This window comes from Peribacillus sp. RS7 (assembly GCF_041956845.1).
Lineage (GTDB): Bacteria > Bacillota > Bacilli > Bacillales > DSM-1321 > Peribacillus.
This window is the reverse complement of sequence record NZ_CP168135.1, coordinates 2,881,107-2,897,602: the sequence shown is the minus strand read 5'-3', so window position 1 is coordinate 2,897,602 and position 16,496 is coordinate 2,881,107. Positions and strand designations below refer to the sequence as shown.

The window sequence follows — 16,496 nt, the reverse complement described above, 5'->3', positions numbered from 1 at the left end:
AATGATAAGAGAGTCAGACAGTGCCTTCTTCATAAATATTGCGAACAATCTCTTCAATTGACGTTTCATGGATTTTGATGTCCTTTATTTTAAAATGTGACACGACAGCTGAAACAAGCTGTGAAATATGATCACTTTCTTCTTTCAACAAGGCAATGTAAGTTTGATTTTTCTCATCATAAACCCAGTTAGCAGTAAATGGGAGTGGTAAGGATTGCAATTCCTTCAATTCAATCGGCTCGATGAATTGAAAATGGATCTGTTTTTCCTCAGCCCAGTTATCTTTCAAACTCTGCAATTCCCCATCATATATGATTTGTCCTTCATCAAGCATGATTACGCGCTCACACAATGCCTCAATGTCACCTAAATCATGGGTAGTCAAAAGGATTGTCGTATTATATTTCTCATTGATTTCTTTCAGGAACTCGCGAATTTTCATCTTCACGAGTACGTCAAGGCCTATTGTCGGCTCATCAAGGAACAGCAAAGGCGGATTGTGAATCAGTGCTGCCGCAAGCTCGCAGCGCATTCGCTGACCAAGTGAGAGTTTACGCACTGGTTTGTCCAGCAAAGGACCGATATCGAGCGTCTTGATGACATGTTCCATATGATCGTTATAATGTTCATCCGTTACTTTATAGACCTTTTTTAGCAGCCTAAAGGATTCCTGAACCGCAATATCCCACCATAGCTGTGAGCGCTGACCAAATACGACTCCGATTGTTTGAGTGAACTTTTCCCTTTCCTTATGTGGATTCATGCCATTGACCGTGATTTCACCCGCTGTCGGTTCCAAAATACCTGTCAGCATTTTGATAGTGGTCGATTTTCCTGCACCATTTTCCCCAATATAAGCTACCATCTCACCCTTTTTTACAGTAAAATTGATATCATTGACGGCAGGGACGATTTTATAATTTCTTGTAAGTAAATCCCGGAAGGCACCTTTTAAGCCTGAACGGCTTGATGCCGACTTAAATTCCTTCCGAAGCTGTTTCACTTGAATTGCATCACTCATCCTGTTACATCCTCCGTAATCTCTTGTCCTAATGAATTAGTTTATCCAACCTAACCCTTTTAGACAATAAAAATGCTTGGATGCCATCTACCATTTTCAGGGCGAATCCGAACGTTGTACCAGATACATATATAAAGGAGACGATCATGCCATGAATATTAAAGAATTTTTACTATCCCAAATCGAAAAGGTCGTAATCGACCTTCGATATGACTTCCTTTATGAAGATGAATACGGAGAATTATTATGCCAGGTCATCCAAAGGGATTCCAGCGGATCGATTGAAAGCACCCCCATAAGTTTCCACATTCGTATTAATGAAGAAAAAGGAACCGGCCAACTTATCTATTACCAAGCCCAGGGCGAAATGAACCGCCAATCCTTCGACATCGAAAACCCTGCCACCATCTTGGACATTTTATCTTTCATATCCGGAGTTTTGGGGTCCGACCCCATTTCCCAAACAAAATGAAGGCCCAGGAATGCTGCTGCTCTAAGGCTGCATCATTCCAACAGAGGCCGGATCACATTTCCTAGCCTTCCACCACAGATTTACGGACGGAAAAGTGCTATGATTAAGGTGAAATATGTTTATATTTTTAGGAGGTTTTAAGATTGGATTTTAGTAATTCGGAGCTTTTACATAAAGAGGCATTAGAACATATAGTTGGTGGGGTTAACAGCCCATCCCGTTCTTACAAAGCTGTAGGCGGCGGTTCACCAGTTGCAATGGATCATGCCAAAGGGGCTTATTTCTGGGATGTAGATGGCAATAAATATATTGATTATTTAGCTGCATATGGCCCGATCATCACAGGGCATGCCCATCCACATATTACGGAGGCAATCGTTAAAGCGGCAGAAACCGGCGTTTTATACGGCACACCAACAAAACATGAAGTCAAATTTGCCAAAATGTTGAAAGATGCCATTCCATCCATGGATAAAGTCCGCTTCACCAATTCAGGCACTGAGTCTGTCATGTCCACCATCCGTGTGGCCCGCGCTTACACCGGACGCGATAAGATCATCAAGTTTGCCGGCTGTTACCATGGTCACTCGGACCTTGTTCTAGTAGCTGCTGGTTCAGGCCCATCCACCCTAGGCACACCGGACTCAGCCGGCGTGCCCAAAAGTATCGCACAAGAAGTCATCACGGTGCCTTTCAATGATATCGAGCCTTTTAAAGAAGCACTGAATAAATGGGGCAATGAAATTGCAGGCGTACTTGTTGAACCGATCGTCGGTAACTTTGGAATCGTAGAACCAAGCCCAGGCTTCTTGGAGGAAGTCATTTCATTATCTCACGAAGCCGGATCACTCGTCATTTTCGACGAAGTCATCACAGCTTTCCGCTTCATGTATGGAGGGGCACAGGACTTCTTGGGCATTCAGCCCGATTTGACGGCGCTTGGAAAAATCATCGGGGGCGGACTTCCGATTGGTGCCTATGGCGGCAAGAAAGAGATCATGGAAACTGTCGCACCGTTAGGACCAGCCTATCAAGCAGGTACGATGGCAGGAAATCCGGCTTCCATGCTTTCCGGGATAGCTTGCTTAGAAGTACTAAAAGAAGAGGGTCTGTACGACGAGCTTGACCGGCTGGGAAACATTCTTGAAGAAGGTATCCTGAAAGCCGCTCGCCAATATAATGTCCCGATCACCATCAACCGCCTAAAAGGGGCATTGACGATCTATTTCACGACAGAAAAAATTGAAAACTATGAGCAGGCGGAAAATACTGATGGCGAAATGTTCGCTAAGTTCTTCAAACTCATGCTCAACCAAGGCATCAATTTGGCACCTTCTAAATATGAAGCATGGTTCTTGACAATAGCTCACACGGACGATGATATCGCTTATACTCTAAAAGCGGTTGAACATGCATTCAAAAACCTAATTTAATAAAACGAAACAGCATAATTATGCATTTTTTATACACCCCCAAGATGTACATCAATCTTGGGGGTTTCTTATTTCCGTGTAATAAATCTTTTAAATTAGCCTTTGGAGCAATTCTCCACAAAAATTCCATCAACCACAGCATCCAATCCATTGTATAAAAAATTGATTTCTGAATATTTAAATGATATGATATGGATACATTTATATACATTTATACACTTTCTTTCAATCTATAAAAAAACTTGGACGATTGTTCGGGTTTACTAATATTTCCCCCATTAAACAAATGCTACAGGAGGTGAAAGGCTAAGAATAAGGGCAGCCTTATTCAAGCCACACATATGACCCAACAATGGACACCTGCTACATTCAAAGAATTTTACAAGGAAGAACATGATGCCTGCGGAATCGTTTCCCGAATCGAAAAAAAGAAGATCCCTACTAACGAAAACATCTTTGCCTGTATCGACGCCCTGGTTAAAATGAACCATCGCTGCGGCTTCATCAATGGCGAGGGTGATGGCGCCGGCATCCATATCGATATTCCCCGGGCTCTTTGGAAAAAGAAGCTGGAAGCGGTAAATATCGATCCAAGCATCGTCGATGAAGATTCCTTCATAGTCGGCCACTTATTTTTAAGCAAAAAAACAGATGCGAACGACTTAAAAATCGAAATAAAGGAGAAACTGCTTCAACATGGTCTCTCTTTGATATATGAAACAGATAAAGCATACCGTTCTGAGGCCTTGGGACCGATTGCCATTCAGGAAGACCCAATGTTCTGGCAATTCGCCTGTTCCTCCACCATCAAAAACAACCAGGAGCTTTCAAATCTTCTTTTTGAGCTGACTTCCGACATCGAAAAAAGTGATTTCGTCCATGTTGCATCCTTAAGCCAGCATCATGCTGTCTACAAAGTGATGGGTGCGGGGGATACCCTCCCTGCCTATTATCTTGATCTTGCAGACCCTTTAGCTGCCTCCACCATGACACTGGGACATAACCGTTTCTCCACTAATACTCTATCAAGCTTCTTCCGGGTCCAGCCTTTCAGTGTACTTGGTCATAATGGCGAGATCAATACCATTGCCAAATTGCGTGATGAAGCGAAAATGATCGGTGTTCCCATCGCTAAAGACGGAAGTGATTCACAGGATTTAAACAAGACGATCGAAACTTTCATCTGCCGCCATGGCTACTCTTTATTTGAAGCTGTCGACCTTATGTTCCCGCCAATCATTAATGAAATCAAGGAATATCCAGAGCACTTACAAGACTTATATACGTATTTACGGGAGGCTTGGGGTCACTTTGCACAAGGTCCAGCAGGAATCATCTCACGTTTCGGCGATGAGGCCGTGTTTTCTGTCGACTCTTTAGGTCTGCGCCCGCTATGGAATATTGAAACGGAATCATCCTATATGTTCACTTCCGAACCAGGAATCATCCCTTCAAGTGAATATACCGGAGATCCTAAACCGATGGGACCTGGGGAAAAAGTGGGTTTGAAATGGAATGGTGACCGTATCGAGTTGTACACCTACAAGGATTACCAGGATAAAGTATTTGAACTCTTCAATAATCGTTTCGTTCTTTCCAATGACCGAGTCCGCTTGCAGCCCCAATTTTTTGAAAAGGTTGTCTCCATGACAAACACGCAAGCCATTCATAATGGTCAGTATAAAGCTTTCGGTTGGGAAAGGGAGCACGTTCAATTAGTGGAACAGATGGCCGAAAAAGGCGCTGAGCCCATTCGTTCACTTGGTCACGATGCGCCTCTGGCTGCACTTAATCCCCAACGGACCAACATTGCGGATTTCATTAAGGAAAGTGTGGCTGTCGTAACCAACCCAGCGATAGACCGGGATCGGGAAACCGAGCACTTCTCAACAAGGACCATCATCGGAAAACGACCTTCCCTATTCGAAGCCAATAAGGCTGGAAAGGTTATGGAGCTGCTGACTCCTTTATTGATTGAAGGATTGACGGGTTATGAGTGTTCATCCATCGTATCGCAGCCAAGCTATGATCAGTTCATTAAATATAACCAAGATCAAAAACTCGTGCATTTCATTTCAAGCACGTTCAAAGAGGATGAAAGCATCACGGATGCTTTAACCAGGATTACGGATGAAAGTGTCAATGCAGTGGATAAAGGAAAAACGCTGCTCGTTCTGGATGATGCCCTTGCCCATCAAAACGGCAACCTTTGGCTTGATCCCCACCTTGTCACTTCAGCCGTCGATCAAGCATTGGTCCGCACAGGCAAGCGCCGGGATTGTTCCATCCTTTTACGTTCCGCATCGCTAAGGTCACTGCATGATATCATCGTTTCTTATGGTCTTGGAGCCAACTTAATCAGCCCGTATTATATGTTCCTATCCTTATCTTCAGATGACCTTAAGGGGGTTACCAATCTATATAACTCCTTGACGAAAGGACTTGAGAAAGTTATCTCCACCATCGGCATTCATGAGCTGCGGGGATATGGAAGACTTTTCTCTAGCATCGGTTTACATGAGGAAATCGCAAAATATTTAAATGTGGCTAACTTCTTCGGTTCCAATGATCTGGATTACAATTTTGATAAAATCAAGGCTGACGCCATCCAGCGTGCGGAAGATTACTGCAATGAAAAAGAACGGATGGGAAAGACCTTCCATTTATTCCCTAGGGTTTGGAAGTCGATCGGGGAAGTGGCTTCAACCGGTGACTATGACGCTTATCGCGAAAAGATCACCGAACAGGAAGAATCCAATCCTACGACGATCCGACACTTGACATCATTAAAAGCTTCAGATTCTTCAATCCCTTCTGAAGAGGTCAGTCTTTCGGTCGGCGAACAGGATTTGCCGTTCGTCATAGCCTCCATGTCCTTTGGATCACAAAATGAAATTGCTTTCCGGGCTTATGCAGAAGCTGCCGAGCGGTTAGGCATGATCAGCATGAATGGTGAAGGCGGGGAAATCAAGGATATGCTGGGCAAGTACCCGAAATCCCGCGGTCAGCAAATCGCTTCCGGCCGTTTCGGTGTCAACGCAGAACTCTTGAACTCTTCAAATCTATTGGAAATTAAAATTGGGCAAGGGGCAAAACCTGGTGAAGGCGGACACCTTCCCGGTTCCAAGGTCACAGCGAAAATCGCAGAAGCCCGGAATGCAACAATCGGTTCCGACTTGATCTCCCCTTCCAATAACCATGATATATACTCAATTGAAGATTTGGCCCAAATGATCCATGAACTAAAAACGGCAAACGATAAAGCAAAAGTTGCCGTCAAGGTTCCGGTCGTTCCAAACATTGGTACGATTGCGGTCGGCGTCGCCAAAGCAGGGGCCGATATCATTACGCTTTCCGGTTTTGATGGCGGAACAGGTGCTGCCAGGATCCATGCACTCGCACATGTCGGTCTGCCAGTCGAGATTGGTGTGAAAGCGGCCCATAATGCTTTACTTGAGTCAGGTATTCGTCAGAATGTTGAAATATGGGCTGATGGTGGGTTAAAAAGCTCGATGGATGTATTGAAATTAATGCTGCTCGGGGCAAACCGTGTAGGTTTTGGGACACTTTCGATGATTGCCGTCGGCTGTACAACGTGCCGCGGTTGTCACCTTGATACCTGCCATGTGGGCATCGCCACTCAAATCGAATCGGAAGCACAAGCGAAAGAACATGGGCTACGCCGTTTTGTTCCGCGAAAATTTGATTTAGCCGTTCAAGGATTAACGAATATGTTCAGTGCATTTGCCAAAGAACTCAAAGCGCTGACCGGATCACTCGGGGTGAAGAATCTTCAGGATATCGTCGGACGTTCTGATTTGCTTCAGCAAAGTAAAGGTCAACAATCAATGGATTTAACCTATTTATTGAAAAATTTGGATATAACACCGTTCTCACATAAAGAAACGGCGGCATATTTGAATGAAGGCTCCATGCAGGTTGCCGTTGGCGCTGAATATCTAGATTCACATGTAGATGATCTGCAGCAATCCCGCAACTATAGCTCGATCACTTCCGAGCAGCGTGTACTAGGCAGCAGGGTGTCCTGTCATCGCGTTAGGGGCAGATTGGATGGTTCATACAAAAAACTTCCTCCCGTTCACCTATCCTATCAGGATGGTTCCATCCCGGGTAATGGACTTGGGGCATACAATACGGAGGGAATTACGATCAGTGTGAATGGCGGCGCCCAGGATGGGATTGGCAAAACATCGATTGGCGGTAATATTGCCATCTTTAAATCTCCCGGAAAAGACGGAAAGTTCTACAATGGCTCTGTCGGTAAGGGCTTTGGATATGGTGCACAGCATGGTCTCCTCATTGCCCAAGGTGATGCCGATGCCAGAGCGGGAATCCGGCTTTCCGGAGCAGATATGATCATTGGAGGATTATTGAAACAACCACTTCCTGAAAAGGAAACCGGTAATATTGCGGTTACTTCCAATATTAAGGGATTCGCTTTTGAATACATGACAAATGGAAGAGGTTTGGTTCTGGGTGATCCGGGTCCATGGATTTGCGCAGGGATGACAGGCGGTGTCGTTTATTTACGGCAACAGCCTGAATTTGGATTAACCAAAGATGTCATTAAAAAACGGGTTGCAAAAGGGGCAAAGATTTCCATTGAGCCCCTGTCTGCAAAAGGCCTGCAGGACGTGGCCGAACTTCTTGGCAAGTACACGGCACTCTTGAAGGATCATGGCCAAACGGAAGAAGCAGCCTCCTTGGAGGCTCTGCTTCAAAATCCTGGAGAGCACTTCCTTCAGGTCGTTCCTGTTAAAGAACAAGCGGATCCTGCTGTATCCACAGAGTGATTCCGAAAACAAATTTAATCGAGAATCGTTCATTAAAAAAGCTGATGCTCTTCAATTCGAGCATCAGCCTTTTCCAGTCATTTACCTCTGGAGTAGTCTTTTAAACGAAGGAAAAACGCACTTGAAAAGCAGCCAAGAAATTGCCTATATTTTCTTTATATATTAAACTTGATTTTACCTATTGTAACTCTAAGGAAAATCCTGTATATTACTTTTTGTTTACATCCTCTTATTTTAGTGTAAAGTACTAACAAATAAGTTAGAATACAATTTTAAGCAAAAGCCTATATATAAATAGAGCCTTTTTCTTACCATGTTCCATTACATCACAAAGAAAGGATTAACCTATATATGAAGTTTGGTGCCCGCATTCTCAAAACAGGAATAGCAATTGTTTTAGCGCTTTATCTATCGGAACTGCTTAACCTTCCTGCTCCTGTCCTTTCTGGGATTGCTGCAATTTTTGCAATACAGCCGACCATTTACCGTTCGTATCAAACGGTGTTGGAGCAAATTCAAGGAAATATCATTGGCGCGTTGGTTGCTGTCTCCTTCGTTTTGTTGTTCGGAAATGATATTTTTATAATCGGTCTTGCCGTAATGGTTGTCATAACCATCAATTTAAAATTGAAAATGGATAAAACGATTGTCCTTTCCATCGTGACGGTCATTGCCATCATGGAAAACCAGGAAGGGGAATTCCTTAATTTTGCCTTTATACGTCTTTCATCCGTTTTGCTGGGAATCGTTTCTTCTTTTATCGTGAATCTGGTTTTCATTCCTCCAAAATATGAAGCAAAACTTTATACACGCATTACAGATGTGACGGAAGACATCTTAAAATGGATCAGAATCAGCACAAGACATGCTACAGAACACACTTTATTGAAGAAAGACATCAGCCGATTAAAGGCGGAATTACTCGATCTCGAACATATCTATTCCATGTACAAAGAGGAACGAGAATATTTCAAGAAGAACAGTGTAGCTAAAGCAAGAAAGCTTGTCGTTTATCGGCAGATGATCATAACAACAAAAAAAGCGTTTGAAACCTTGAAGAGAATCCATAAATTCGAGAATGAAGTATATCAAATGCCTGAAGATTTCCAACGGAGTATCTTACAACAGCTTGATTCCTTGATTCGCAAGCATGAACAGTTGATATTACTGCATATCGAAAAAATCAAGTCGATTGGGGAGATTGAAGATTGGGACCAGGATTGTTTAAGTCGTAAAGAGCTGCTCGCCCACTTTTTCGAACAGCAGAATCAAGTGGACGAAATGCATGATAATCTAGGCCATCTCTCTGCCCGTCTTGTACCATTGATTTCTGCAGTCATAGAATATGACGAACAATTGGAACATCTTGAAAAGCTGATCGTCAGCTTCCAGTCCTTCCATAAGGAAGATAACGAAATATCTGTCCAGTATGAAGAAGATTAAAAAAGACGGTTCCCCGGGAACCGTCTTTTTTCGTCTCTATTTAGAGCATGCTCCTCATTCAATCATCCAAAAGGTTCTTATCAGCAGCCTTTTCAATCGTATCCAATTTCTTCAAAAGATCCTGCAGCTCATCTTCTGAGAATGAGTTGAAGTTCTTGCCCATCAATTGGTTATGCTCCGCAAGGACTCTCCCCAAAATCGCTTCCCCTGCCTCTTTCAATTCAAGATTGATGACCCTGCGATCCTTTTCAGAGGGCTGCCGTTTCACATAATCCATTTCGACCAGCTTATCTACAAATACGGTAATCGCACTTGGCTTTACGGTTAAGAAGTCAGCCAGCTGGGTCGATTTGATCGACCCCTCTTTTTTCAATATCAATAATATGAAAAACTGAGGCGACGTTAATCCATAAGGCTGAAGATTTTTTGCTACGATGGCCCTAAGCTTCTTCCTAATCCGAAAAATCTGCATTTCTATACTATTAGTTACTTCCCATTTAAAATCCAGCCTTCTCACTCCTTATATAGGACAATCCTACCTCTTAAATTTAATTAAATGACATACCATTGTCAAATTTACTTTCCATATATCCTTAAAACTAAAAAAAATTCAAATTTTACCCATTTAACTGTATTTATTTCCTACTTCCATTCCGAATAAATTACATGACAAAAAATAATTAAACTGGTAAACTCTTTAGTTAATAATATTAATACTTATAAAAATTAATATTTATTAAAATTAATAAATAAACATTGATATGGGAGGCGTTGTCAAATATAGGTCAAGTCATTTAATGAAACTGATTCAAAAACCGATCATCAATATTTTTTTGGAGGCGAAACAAGTGAATAGAGGACGTTTAGTTTTAATCAATATCATTGGTTTGGTTATTATATTGGCGGTAGTGGCCGGTGGGGCTTATTACTATTATGAAAGCACGAATTTCATTAAAACGGATGAAGCGAAAGTGTCGGGTGACCTTTATACCATCGTTGCCCCCGCAACCGGAAAATTAGCAGATTGGGACTTACACGAAGGAGACAGTGTAAGTAAAAATGACAAAGTTGCTAATGTAACCACATCAGATGTAAAAGAAGCAGTAAAAACGGCAGCGCAAGGGACAATCGTTAAAACACAAGTACATGATGAGCAGCTGGTTCAAGCGGGTCAAACGCTTGCTCAGACCATCAATATGGATGATCTATCCATAACGGCTAACATTGAAGAAAATAAATTGAAGGATATTGAAAAAGGTGACAGCGTCGATATTATCATCGATGGAGATCCCGATACTGTCTTCGAAGGTACATTGGAACAGATCGGTTATGCGACAACGTCTGTCTTTTCAGTGATGGGCAATCAAAACAGCAGCGGAAACTATACGAAAGTCACTCAAAAAGTACCAGTGAAAATTTCCATTAAAGCACCATCCGATAAAGTTCTGCCTGGAATGAACGCAGAAGTGAAAATTTCAACTAAATAAACCGGCAATACAGTTATACAGAAAGGAGGCTTACCTTAAGTGGCTTCTCAAACCATCTCAGTAAATGAAAACAAGGGAATGAAACAGTTTGCCCCCATGTTAATTATCTTAATGCTAGGTTTGTTCATGGTCATTTTGAATCAAACCCTGCTTAGTGTCGCCATGCCGAGGATGATGGCCGAATTTAATGTAGCTGCGACAACGATTCAATGGTTGTCAACTGGATTCATGCTCGTGAATGGAGCTTTGATTCCACTGTCCGCTTTTTTAATAGAACGGTTCGGCACGCGTATTTTATTCCTCGCTGCCATGTTTCTATTCACGGTAGGGACATTCATCTGCGGCATCGCACCAAATTTCCCCGTCATCCTTACTGGCCGGCTGATCCAGGCTGCGGGCGGCGGGATCTTGCAGCCATTGGTCATGACAATCATTCTTTTCATCTTCCCTCCAGAAATGCGCGGGAAAGGAATGGGAATCTTTGGTCTGGCCATTATGTTCGCCCCTGCCATCGGACCGACTTTATCTGGTTGGGTCATTCAGGAATATAGCTGGCGGGTCATGTTCTACGCAATGGTGCCATTAGGCATGATTATCATGACACTTGCCTTTATAAGTATGCGTAATGTAGCAGAACCCAAGAAAATAAAATTGGATTTGTTGGGCGCCTCTCTATCCTTGATAGGTGTTGCATCATTACTATACGGTGTCAGTGAAGCAGGTTCCAAAGGCTGGACGGATTCCATCGTTCTGGGAACGATCATCATCGGGCTTATCCTTCTGAGCCTATTTGTGGTTCAACAGTTAAAATCTGAAACACCTATGCTCGACTTCCGTGTATTTAAGTATGACATGTTCGTATTATCGAATATCATTTCCGCCATAGTCACAGTGGCCATGTTTACCGGGATATTCTTATTGCCTATCTATTTACAGACTCTAAGAGGATTCACACCCGTTCAGTCCGGTCTGTTGATGTTACCCGGAGCCCTTGTGATGATGGTGATGTCACCCATTTCAGGAGCATTATTCGACAAAATCGGACCTCGTCCATTAGCACTTGTCGGTTTAGCGATTACTGCTATCACAACCTTCGAATTCGCTAAATTGACTACGGAAACAACCTATTCGACTTTGGTCATCATCTACGCCATCCGCTCACTTGGAATGTCTTTACTTATGATGCCGATCATGACAGCTGGGATGAATCAGCTTCCTAAGCATTTGAATACACATGGTACGGCAATGAGCAATACGCTGAAACAAGTAACCGGAGCAATTGGTACGAGCTTCGTGACGACCATTTATACAACCCGTGCTTCTTTCCATGGAACTTCCTTAGGTTCGGAAATGAGTACGAGTGATCCTGGTTTTGTTCAGAATTTCCAAACAATCGTTCAATCCATCATGAGTTCGATGAATCAAACGAGAGAACAGGCACAGGAAACTGCAATGTCGCTGATTTCTTCACAAATCCAGGGTCAAGCAAATGTGATGGGAATCAATGATGCATTCTTTTGGGCAACAGGTTTCGCAATTGCCGGTATAGTTCTCTCATTGTTTTTGCGTGACGTTCGGAAGGATAAAGCAATGAAACAAGCTAAACAGGAAAAATTGGATGTACCTTTGCTTCCTTCACCAGTAAAAAAATCGGTTTAATTAAATGGGGGATTTAATATGAAAATCTATGTTGTATACGACAGTGAAGGTAACCATACGAAGGCACTTGCCGAATCAATAGCTCACGGAGCCGCTGGGGTTCCAGGGGCTGAGGTTCTAATTGACCATGTAAACGAAGCGGATGTTTATAAGCTTCAGGAAATGGATGCCATCATTTGGGGATGTCCGGGTCACTTCGGCACCATCAGTTCGAGTTTGAAAACATGGATTGATAAACTTGGGTATCTATGGGCGGAAGGAGCGCTGATCAATAAAGTGGGTGCTGTTTTCTGTACGACTGCCACCATACATGGAGGACTCGAGGCTACCATGCTGAACTTAATCACCCCAATGCTTCATCAAGGCATGATCATTGTCGGCTTACCCGGCACTGTCCCGGAAAACGCCTTATATGGTTCCTACTATGGTGTAGGAATAAGCTGCCCGCCCGGGGTGGATGACAACATAACCAAGAACGACTTGCAGCTTGGAGAAGCATTAGGAAAACGGGTAGCCCATGTCACCCGTTCATTCACAAACGAGCTCTAGGAGGCTTGATTCAATGGGCATAATTCTAATTATCATCGTTGCCATTTTAGCGGTTTCGGGCTTGATCACATTCAATATCAAAGCTTTATCACCTGAAGATAAGCCGGTTCTCGAGAAAGAGAACTCGTCGGAAGAGTCCGCTTCTTCTTCGGATGATGAACCCGTTACCGAAATCATCGTCCCAACAGACAATGATGAATTGAAAATGAAAGATCAGGATTATCGTTCGGCACTTTCCAAGCTTCACAACCAAAAGCCTGACGATGAGCCAACTGCAGAAAAAAAGCCTAATCTTCGCAAAATGAAAGACGAAGAATATCGTGGTAAATTGGAAGACTTCCAGCAAAATGGCGATTGAAACACGCCCCCCCACTCGGCATATTTGCCTTTTGGGGGTTTTGTTTTATATGCCATGAAAGGATCTTCTCTTACCTCTGCCACCACCTTCAAACTTAGGGATCGACGTGCAGGTTTTACTTTTTTCTGGTTGACAAATATTCACAAAGACTTTAAGCTAAGTTAATGCAACACAAACATTTTTTTAAACTCAGCTTTTGTTGAGAGACGGAATTTTAAAAGGATTTCCTTTTTTCGTTCGTCACTTGCCTTTTTGGCAGGTGGCGATTTTTATTTTTACAGGGGTGAAAAATATGCAACTTTTGAAGTATTCCATAATGGTCTTAATTGGTTCGATCTCATATGGCACATTATCCACCATGATCAAGTTTGGATTTATGGATGGCCATTCATCTGGAGAACTGGTCGGCAGTCAATATCTTGTCGGTTGGCTGATTGTCTCCGTTTTATTTCTTTTTTCGTTTAAATATAAAGTTTCATGGAAGAGTGCCGGATTACTTTTAATCACGGGCATGATGTCCACTTTCGTCGGAAAGGCATATGCCGTTTCCGTATCCGAGCTTCCCGCTTCGATTGCCGTTGTCTTTTTATTTCAATTTACCTGGATAGGCGTCCTCATTGAAAGTTTCATAAATAAAAGACGCCCTGATAAAAATAAACTCATTGCCATTTTCGTTCTCTTCATCGGAACATTATTGGCAGGGGCGATTTTTGGTCAGCCTCTATCTGCCCTAAGCCTAAAAGGCGTATTGTTCGGACTATTGTCTGCGGTGCTTTTTGCGCTATATATGTATTGCAACTCTCAATTCGCAGTTGGGGAATCTTCAATGAAACGGCTGTTTTACATTGCAACGGGTGGTATGCTGACTGCTGTATTCACAACTAACCCCGTTACACTTGTTACGAATCTTGTCCAAACGAACCTATGGTACTACGGTTTGTTGCTCGGTACTTTGGGTGTTCTTGTTCCTTTCTTTTTCTTTGCTGTCAGTCTGCCGAAAGTGGGAGTCGGGCTTGGAACGATCCTTTGTGCAGCGGAATTGCCATCAGCGATGGTCGTTTCCGTCATCTTCTTGAATGAACAGGTTACGTCACTGCAATGGTTCGGGATGTCCTTGATCATTGTCGGTATCGCCTTGCCTGAGGGAATAAAGCATCTTCCTCAATTCCTTCCTGACAGAAAAAAAACGCTGCATGAAAAAAGAATTTCCTAACAGGTTCATCATTATAATAAGAAAGACCATTCCCGTTAGCGGAATGGTCTTTCTTATGTATATTACTTTGGCGGGAATCATATGGTTTTCCTTTTCCCTTAGGAATCCAATTGTTGTACTTGAAATAGGCTGTAGTAATGCCCTTGCTTTTTCATAAGTTCTTCGTGTGTTCCCTTTTCCGTAATTTCCCCATTATCGATATGAACGATCCGGTTGGCATGGGTGATGGTTGATAAGCGATGGGCCACGATGATGGTGGTCCGGTTTTTCGCCAAAATATCAAGTGCCTCCTGGATATAGTGTTCACTTTCTAAATCCAATGCGGATGTAGCTTCATCCAGCACAAGGATAGGTGGGTTTTTCAAAAATACCCTCGCAATGGCAACCCGTTGCTTTTGGCCTCCGGATAATTTAACTCCCCGCTCCCCGACTTTCGTTTCATACCCCTCTTTTAGACCCATAATGAAGTCATGGGCATTCGCCGCCCTTGCCGCTTCAAATACTTCTTCATCACTTGCATCAGGCCGTCCCATAAGGATGTTAGCCTTAACCGATTCACTAAATAAGATATTATCCTGTAGCACCATCCCGATTTTATCTCTTAGGCTGCGGACTTGATATTTACGGATATCCGTTCCATCCAATAATACCCTTCCCTCCGTCACATCATAGAAACGGGAAATTAAACTGACGATTGAGGATTTCCCTCCGCCGCTCATCCCGACAAGTGCAATGGTTTCTCCTGGTGTAACATCCAAATTTATATGTTTTAAAACGGGTGCCTCTTTCTCGTCATAAGCAAACGAAACATCCTGAAAGGTAATTCGGCCATCTACATGCTTAAGCTCTTTCGCCCCTGGTTCGTCATCGATATCATACTTCTCATCCACAAACTCAAAAACCCTGTCCATGGACGCCAATGTCTGGGTCATTGTCGTCGAAGAGTTAACTAATCGTCTGAGGGGATTGTATAGCCGGTCTATGAAACCGACGAAAGCAACCATGGTACCCAGCGACAATTGTTCGTGAATGACTTGATAACCGGCAAAGCCTATCACGAGCAGGGGGGCAATATCCGTAATCGTATTCACGACAGCAAATGACTTAGCATTCCAACTCGTATGCTTTAGGGCCTTATCCAGGAAATTCTTGTTCTGCTTCGCAAACAGTTCCTGTTCCCTGTCTTCTATCGCAAAGCTTTTGATGACTGACATCCCTGAAACCCTTTCATGAAGGTGACTCTGTACATCCGCTAACGCTTGGGAGCGAATCCTTGTATAGGTTCTCAACTTGCCAAAGAAATGCTTAATCGAAAACGCATAAAATGGAAGCATGATGATGGATACAATGGTTAACTTCACGTCCATCGTAAACATGATGGCTATCACTATGATGATCGTTGCGATATCCAGCCAAAGATTCATCAAACCCGTGATGACAAAGTTCTTCGTTTGTTCCACATCCGTGATCATCCTTGAAATGACCTCGCCCACTCTTGTATTGGAATAATATTTAAAGCTCAGTTTCTGTATATGAGTGAATAAATCATTACGAATATCATATAGGATTTTCGTTCCGGTCCATTGAGCGAAATACTGTCGATAATACTCAATCGGCGGTCTTACCGCAACAAAAATGAACATCATGATGCCCATTGCCCATAAAAGGCGTTCAGACTTCACAGCTTTGGACAGGTCACCATTTCCGATGATGTCATCCACTATGTACTTACTGAGCAATGGAAGCAAAAGCGGAATTGCGAACTTCAGCAATCCAATCAATACCGTCCCGATTATCTGCCATTTATATGGTTTAACGAATTGCAAATACCTCTTAATGCTCTCCACGGAATCCCTCCTTTTATGATTCATTAAATCAAAATGCTAAAAAAAGTCCCTAACGTTCAATTTGGAATCATATATGCACTTTTCAATTATATTTTCCTTTTCGAAGATTAACTATCAAAAGGATTTCATTCATTATCTTTCATACACATTTATAGGAGGCAAGGGGTTAAAGATTTGCTGTTATTCAAAAATCGTTCCTG

12 protein-coding genes are annotated in these 16,496 nt (G+C 42.8%); 9 read left to right on the top strand and 3 right to left on the bottom strand.

What is annotated here, in order from left to right:
* Positions 1 to 13: 13 nt before the first annotated feature.
* Entirely contained in the window at positions 14 to 1,021 is a 1,008-nt protein-coding gene (locus ACDZ29_RS14525; RefSeq protein ID WP_289323765.1) for an ATP-binding cassette domain-containing protein, read from the bottom strand.
* Positions 1,022 to 1,172: 151 nt separating this feature from the next.
* Between ACDZ29_RS14525 and ACDZ29_RS14520 the strand changes: the two genes are divergently transcribed.
* From ACDZ29_RS14520 to ACDZ29_RS14505, 4 genes are all read left to right on the top strand, one after another.
* The gene (locus ACDZ29_RS14520) at positions 1,173 to 1,493 is read left to right on the top strand and encodes a hypothetical protein (protein ID WP_370013899.1); all 321 of its coding nucleotides are present in this window, start codon (positions 1,173 to 1,175) and stop codon (positions 1,491 to 1,493) included.
* Positions 1,494 to 1,636: 143 nt separating this feature from the next.
* Positions 1,637 to 2,926, top strand: a complete 1,290-nt coding sequence (locus tag ACDZ29_RS14515) for a glutamate-1-semialdehyde 2,1-aminomutase (protein WP_375088020.1) — start codon at positions 1,637 to 1,639, stop codon at positions 2,924 to 2,926.
* Positions 2,927 to 3,267: 341 nt separating this feature from the next.
* Positions 3,268 to 7,740 (top strand): glutamate synthase-related protein, encoded by a 4,473-nt coding sequence (locus ACDZ29_RS14510; protein ID WP_375088019.1) that lies wholly within the window; start codon positions 3,268 to 3,270, stop codon positions 7,738 to 7,740.
* Positions 7,741 to 8,091: 351 nt separating this feature from the next.
* On the top strand, positions 8,092 to 9,183 hold the full coding sequence (locus ACDZ29_RS14505; RefSeq protein ID WP_289323761.1) for an aromatic acid exporter family protein: 1,092 nt from the start codon (positions 8,092 to 8,094) through the stop codon (positions 9,181 to 9,183).
* 58 nt (positions 9,184 to 9,241) lie between these two features.
* Here the strand turns inward: ACDZ29_RS14505 and ACDZ29_RS14500 are convergent, their stop codons facing one another.
* On the bottom strand, positions 9,242 to 9,700 hold the full coding sequence (locus ACDZ29_RS14500; RefSeq protein WP_251437883.1) for a MarR family transcriptional regulator: 459 nt from the start codon (positions 9,698 to 9,700) through the stop codon (positions 9,242 to 9,244).
* 331 nt (positions 9,701 to 10,031) lie between these two features.
* Here ACDZ29_RS14500 and ACDZ29_RS14495 point away from each other — a divergent pair, with 331 nt between their 5' ends.
* The 5 genes from ACDZ29_RS14495 (at position 10,032) to ACDZ29_RS14475 (ending at position 14,449) form a co-directional block, all read left to right on the top strand.
* Positions 10,032 to 10,670 (top strand): HlyD family efflux transporter periplasmic adaptor subunit, encoded by a 639-nt coding sequence (locus ACDZ29_RS14495; RefSeq protein ID WP_289327222.1) that lies wholly within the window; start codon positions 10,032 to 10,034, stop codon positions 10,668 to 10,670.
* A 54-nt stretch (positions 10,671 to 10,724) separates the two neighbouring features.
* Positions 10,725 to 12,329, top strand: coding sequence for a DHA2 family efflux MFS transporter permease subunit (locus tag ACDZ29_RS14490; RefSeq protein ID WP_370016972.1), 1,605 nt, complete (start codon positions 10,725 to 10,727; stop codon positions 12,327 to 12,329).
* 18 nt (positions 12,330 to 12,347) lie between these two features.
* Positions 12,348 to 12,878, top strand: coding sequence for an NAD(P)H-dependent oxidoreductase (locus tag ACDZ29_RS14485; RefSeq protein ID WP_289317916.1), 531 nt, complete (start codon positions 12,348 to 12,350; stop codon positions 12,876 to 12,878).
* A 13-nt stretch (positions 12,879 to 12,891) separates the two neighbouring features.
* Positions 12,892 to 13,236 carry a hypothetical protein gene (locus ACDZ29_RS14480; protein ID WP_375088018.1) on the top strand — a complete coding sequence of 115 codons (345 nt, stop codon included), beginning with the start codon at positions 12,892 to 12,894 and terminating at the stop codon, positions 13,234 to 13,236.
* Positions 13,237 to 13,528: 292 nt separating this feature from the next.
* A complete protein-coding gene (locus ACDZ29_RS14475; protein WP_375091140.1) occupies positions 13,529 to 14,449 on the top strand; it encodes a DMT family transporter in 921 nt (306 codons plus the stop codon).
* Between the two features lie 98 nt (positions 14,450 to 14,547).
* Here ACDZ29_RS14475 and ACDZ29_RS14470 read toward each other — a convergent pair whose 3' ends face one another.
* Positions 14,548 to 16,296: an ABC transporter ATP-binding protein gene (locus ACDZ29_RS14470; RefSeq protein WP_375088017.1), complete on the bottom strand. Its 1,749-nt coding sequence runs from the start codon at positions 16,294 to 16,296 to the stop codon at positions 14,548 to 14,550.
* Between the last annotated feature and the right edge of the window lie 200 nt (positions 16,297 to 16,496).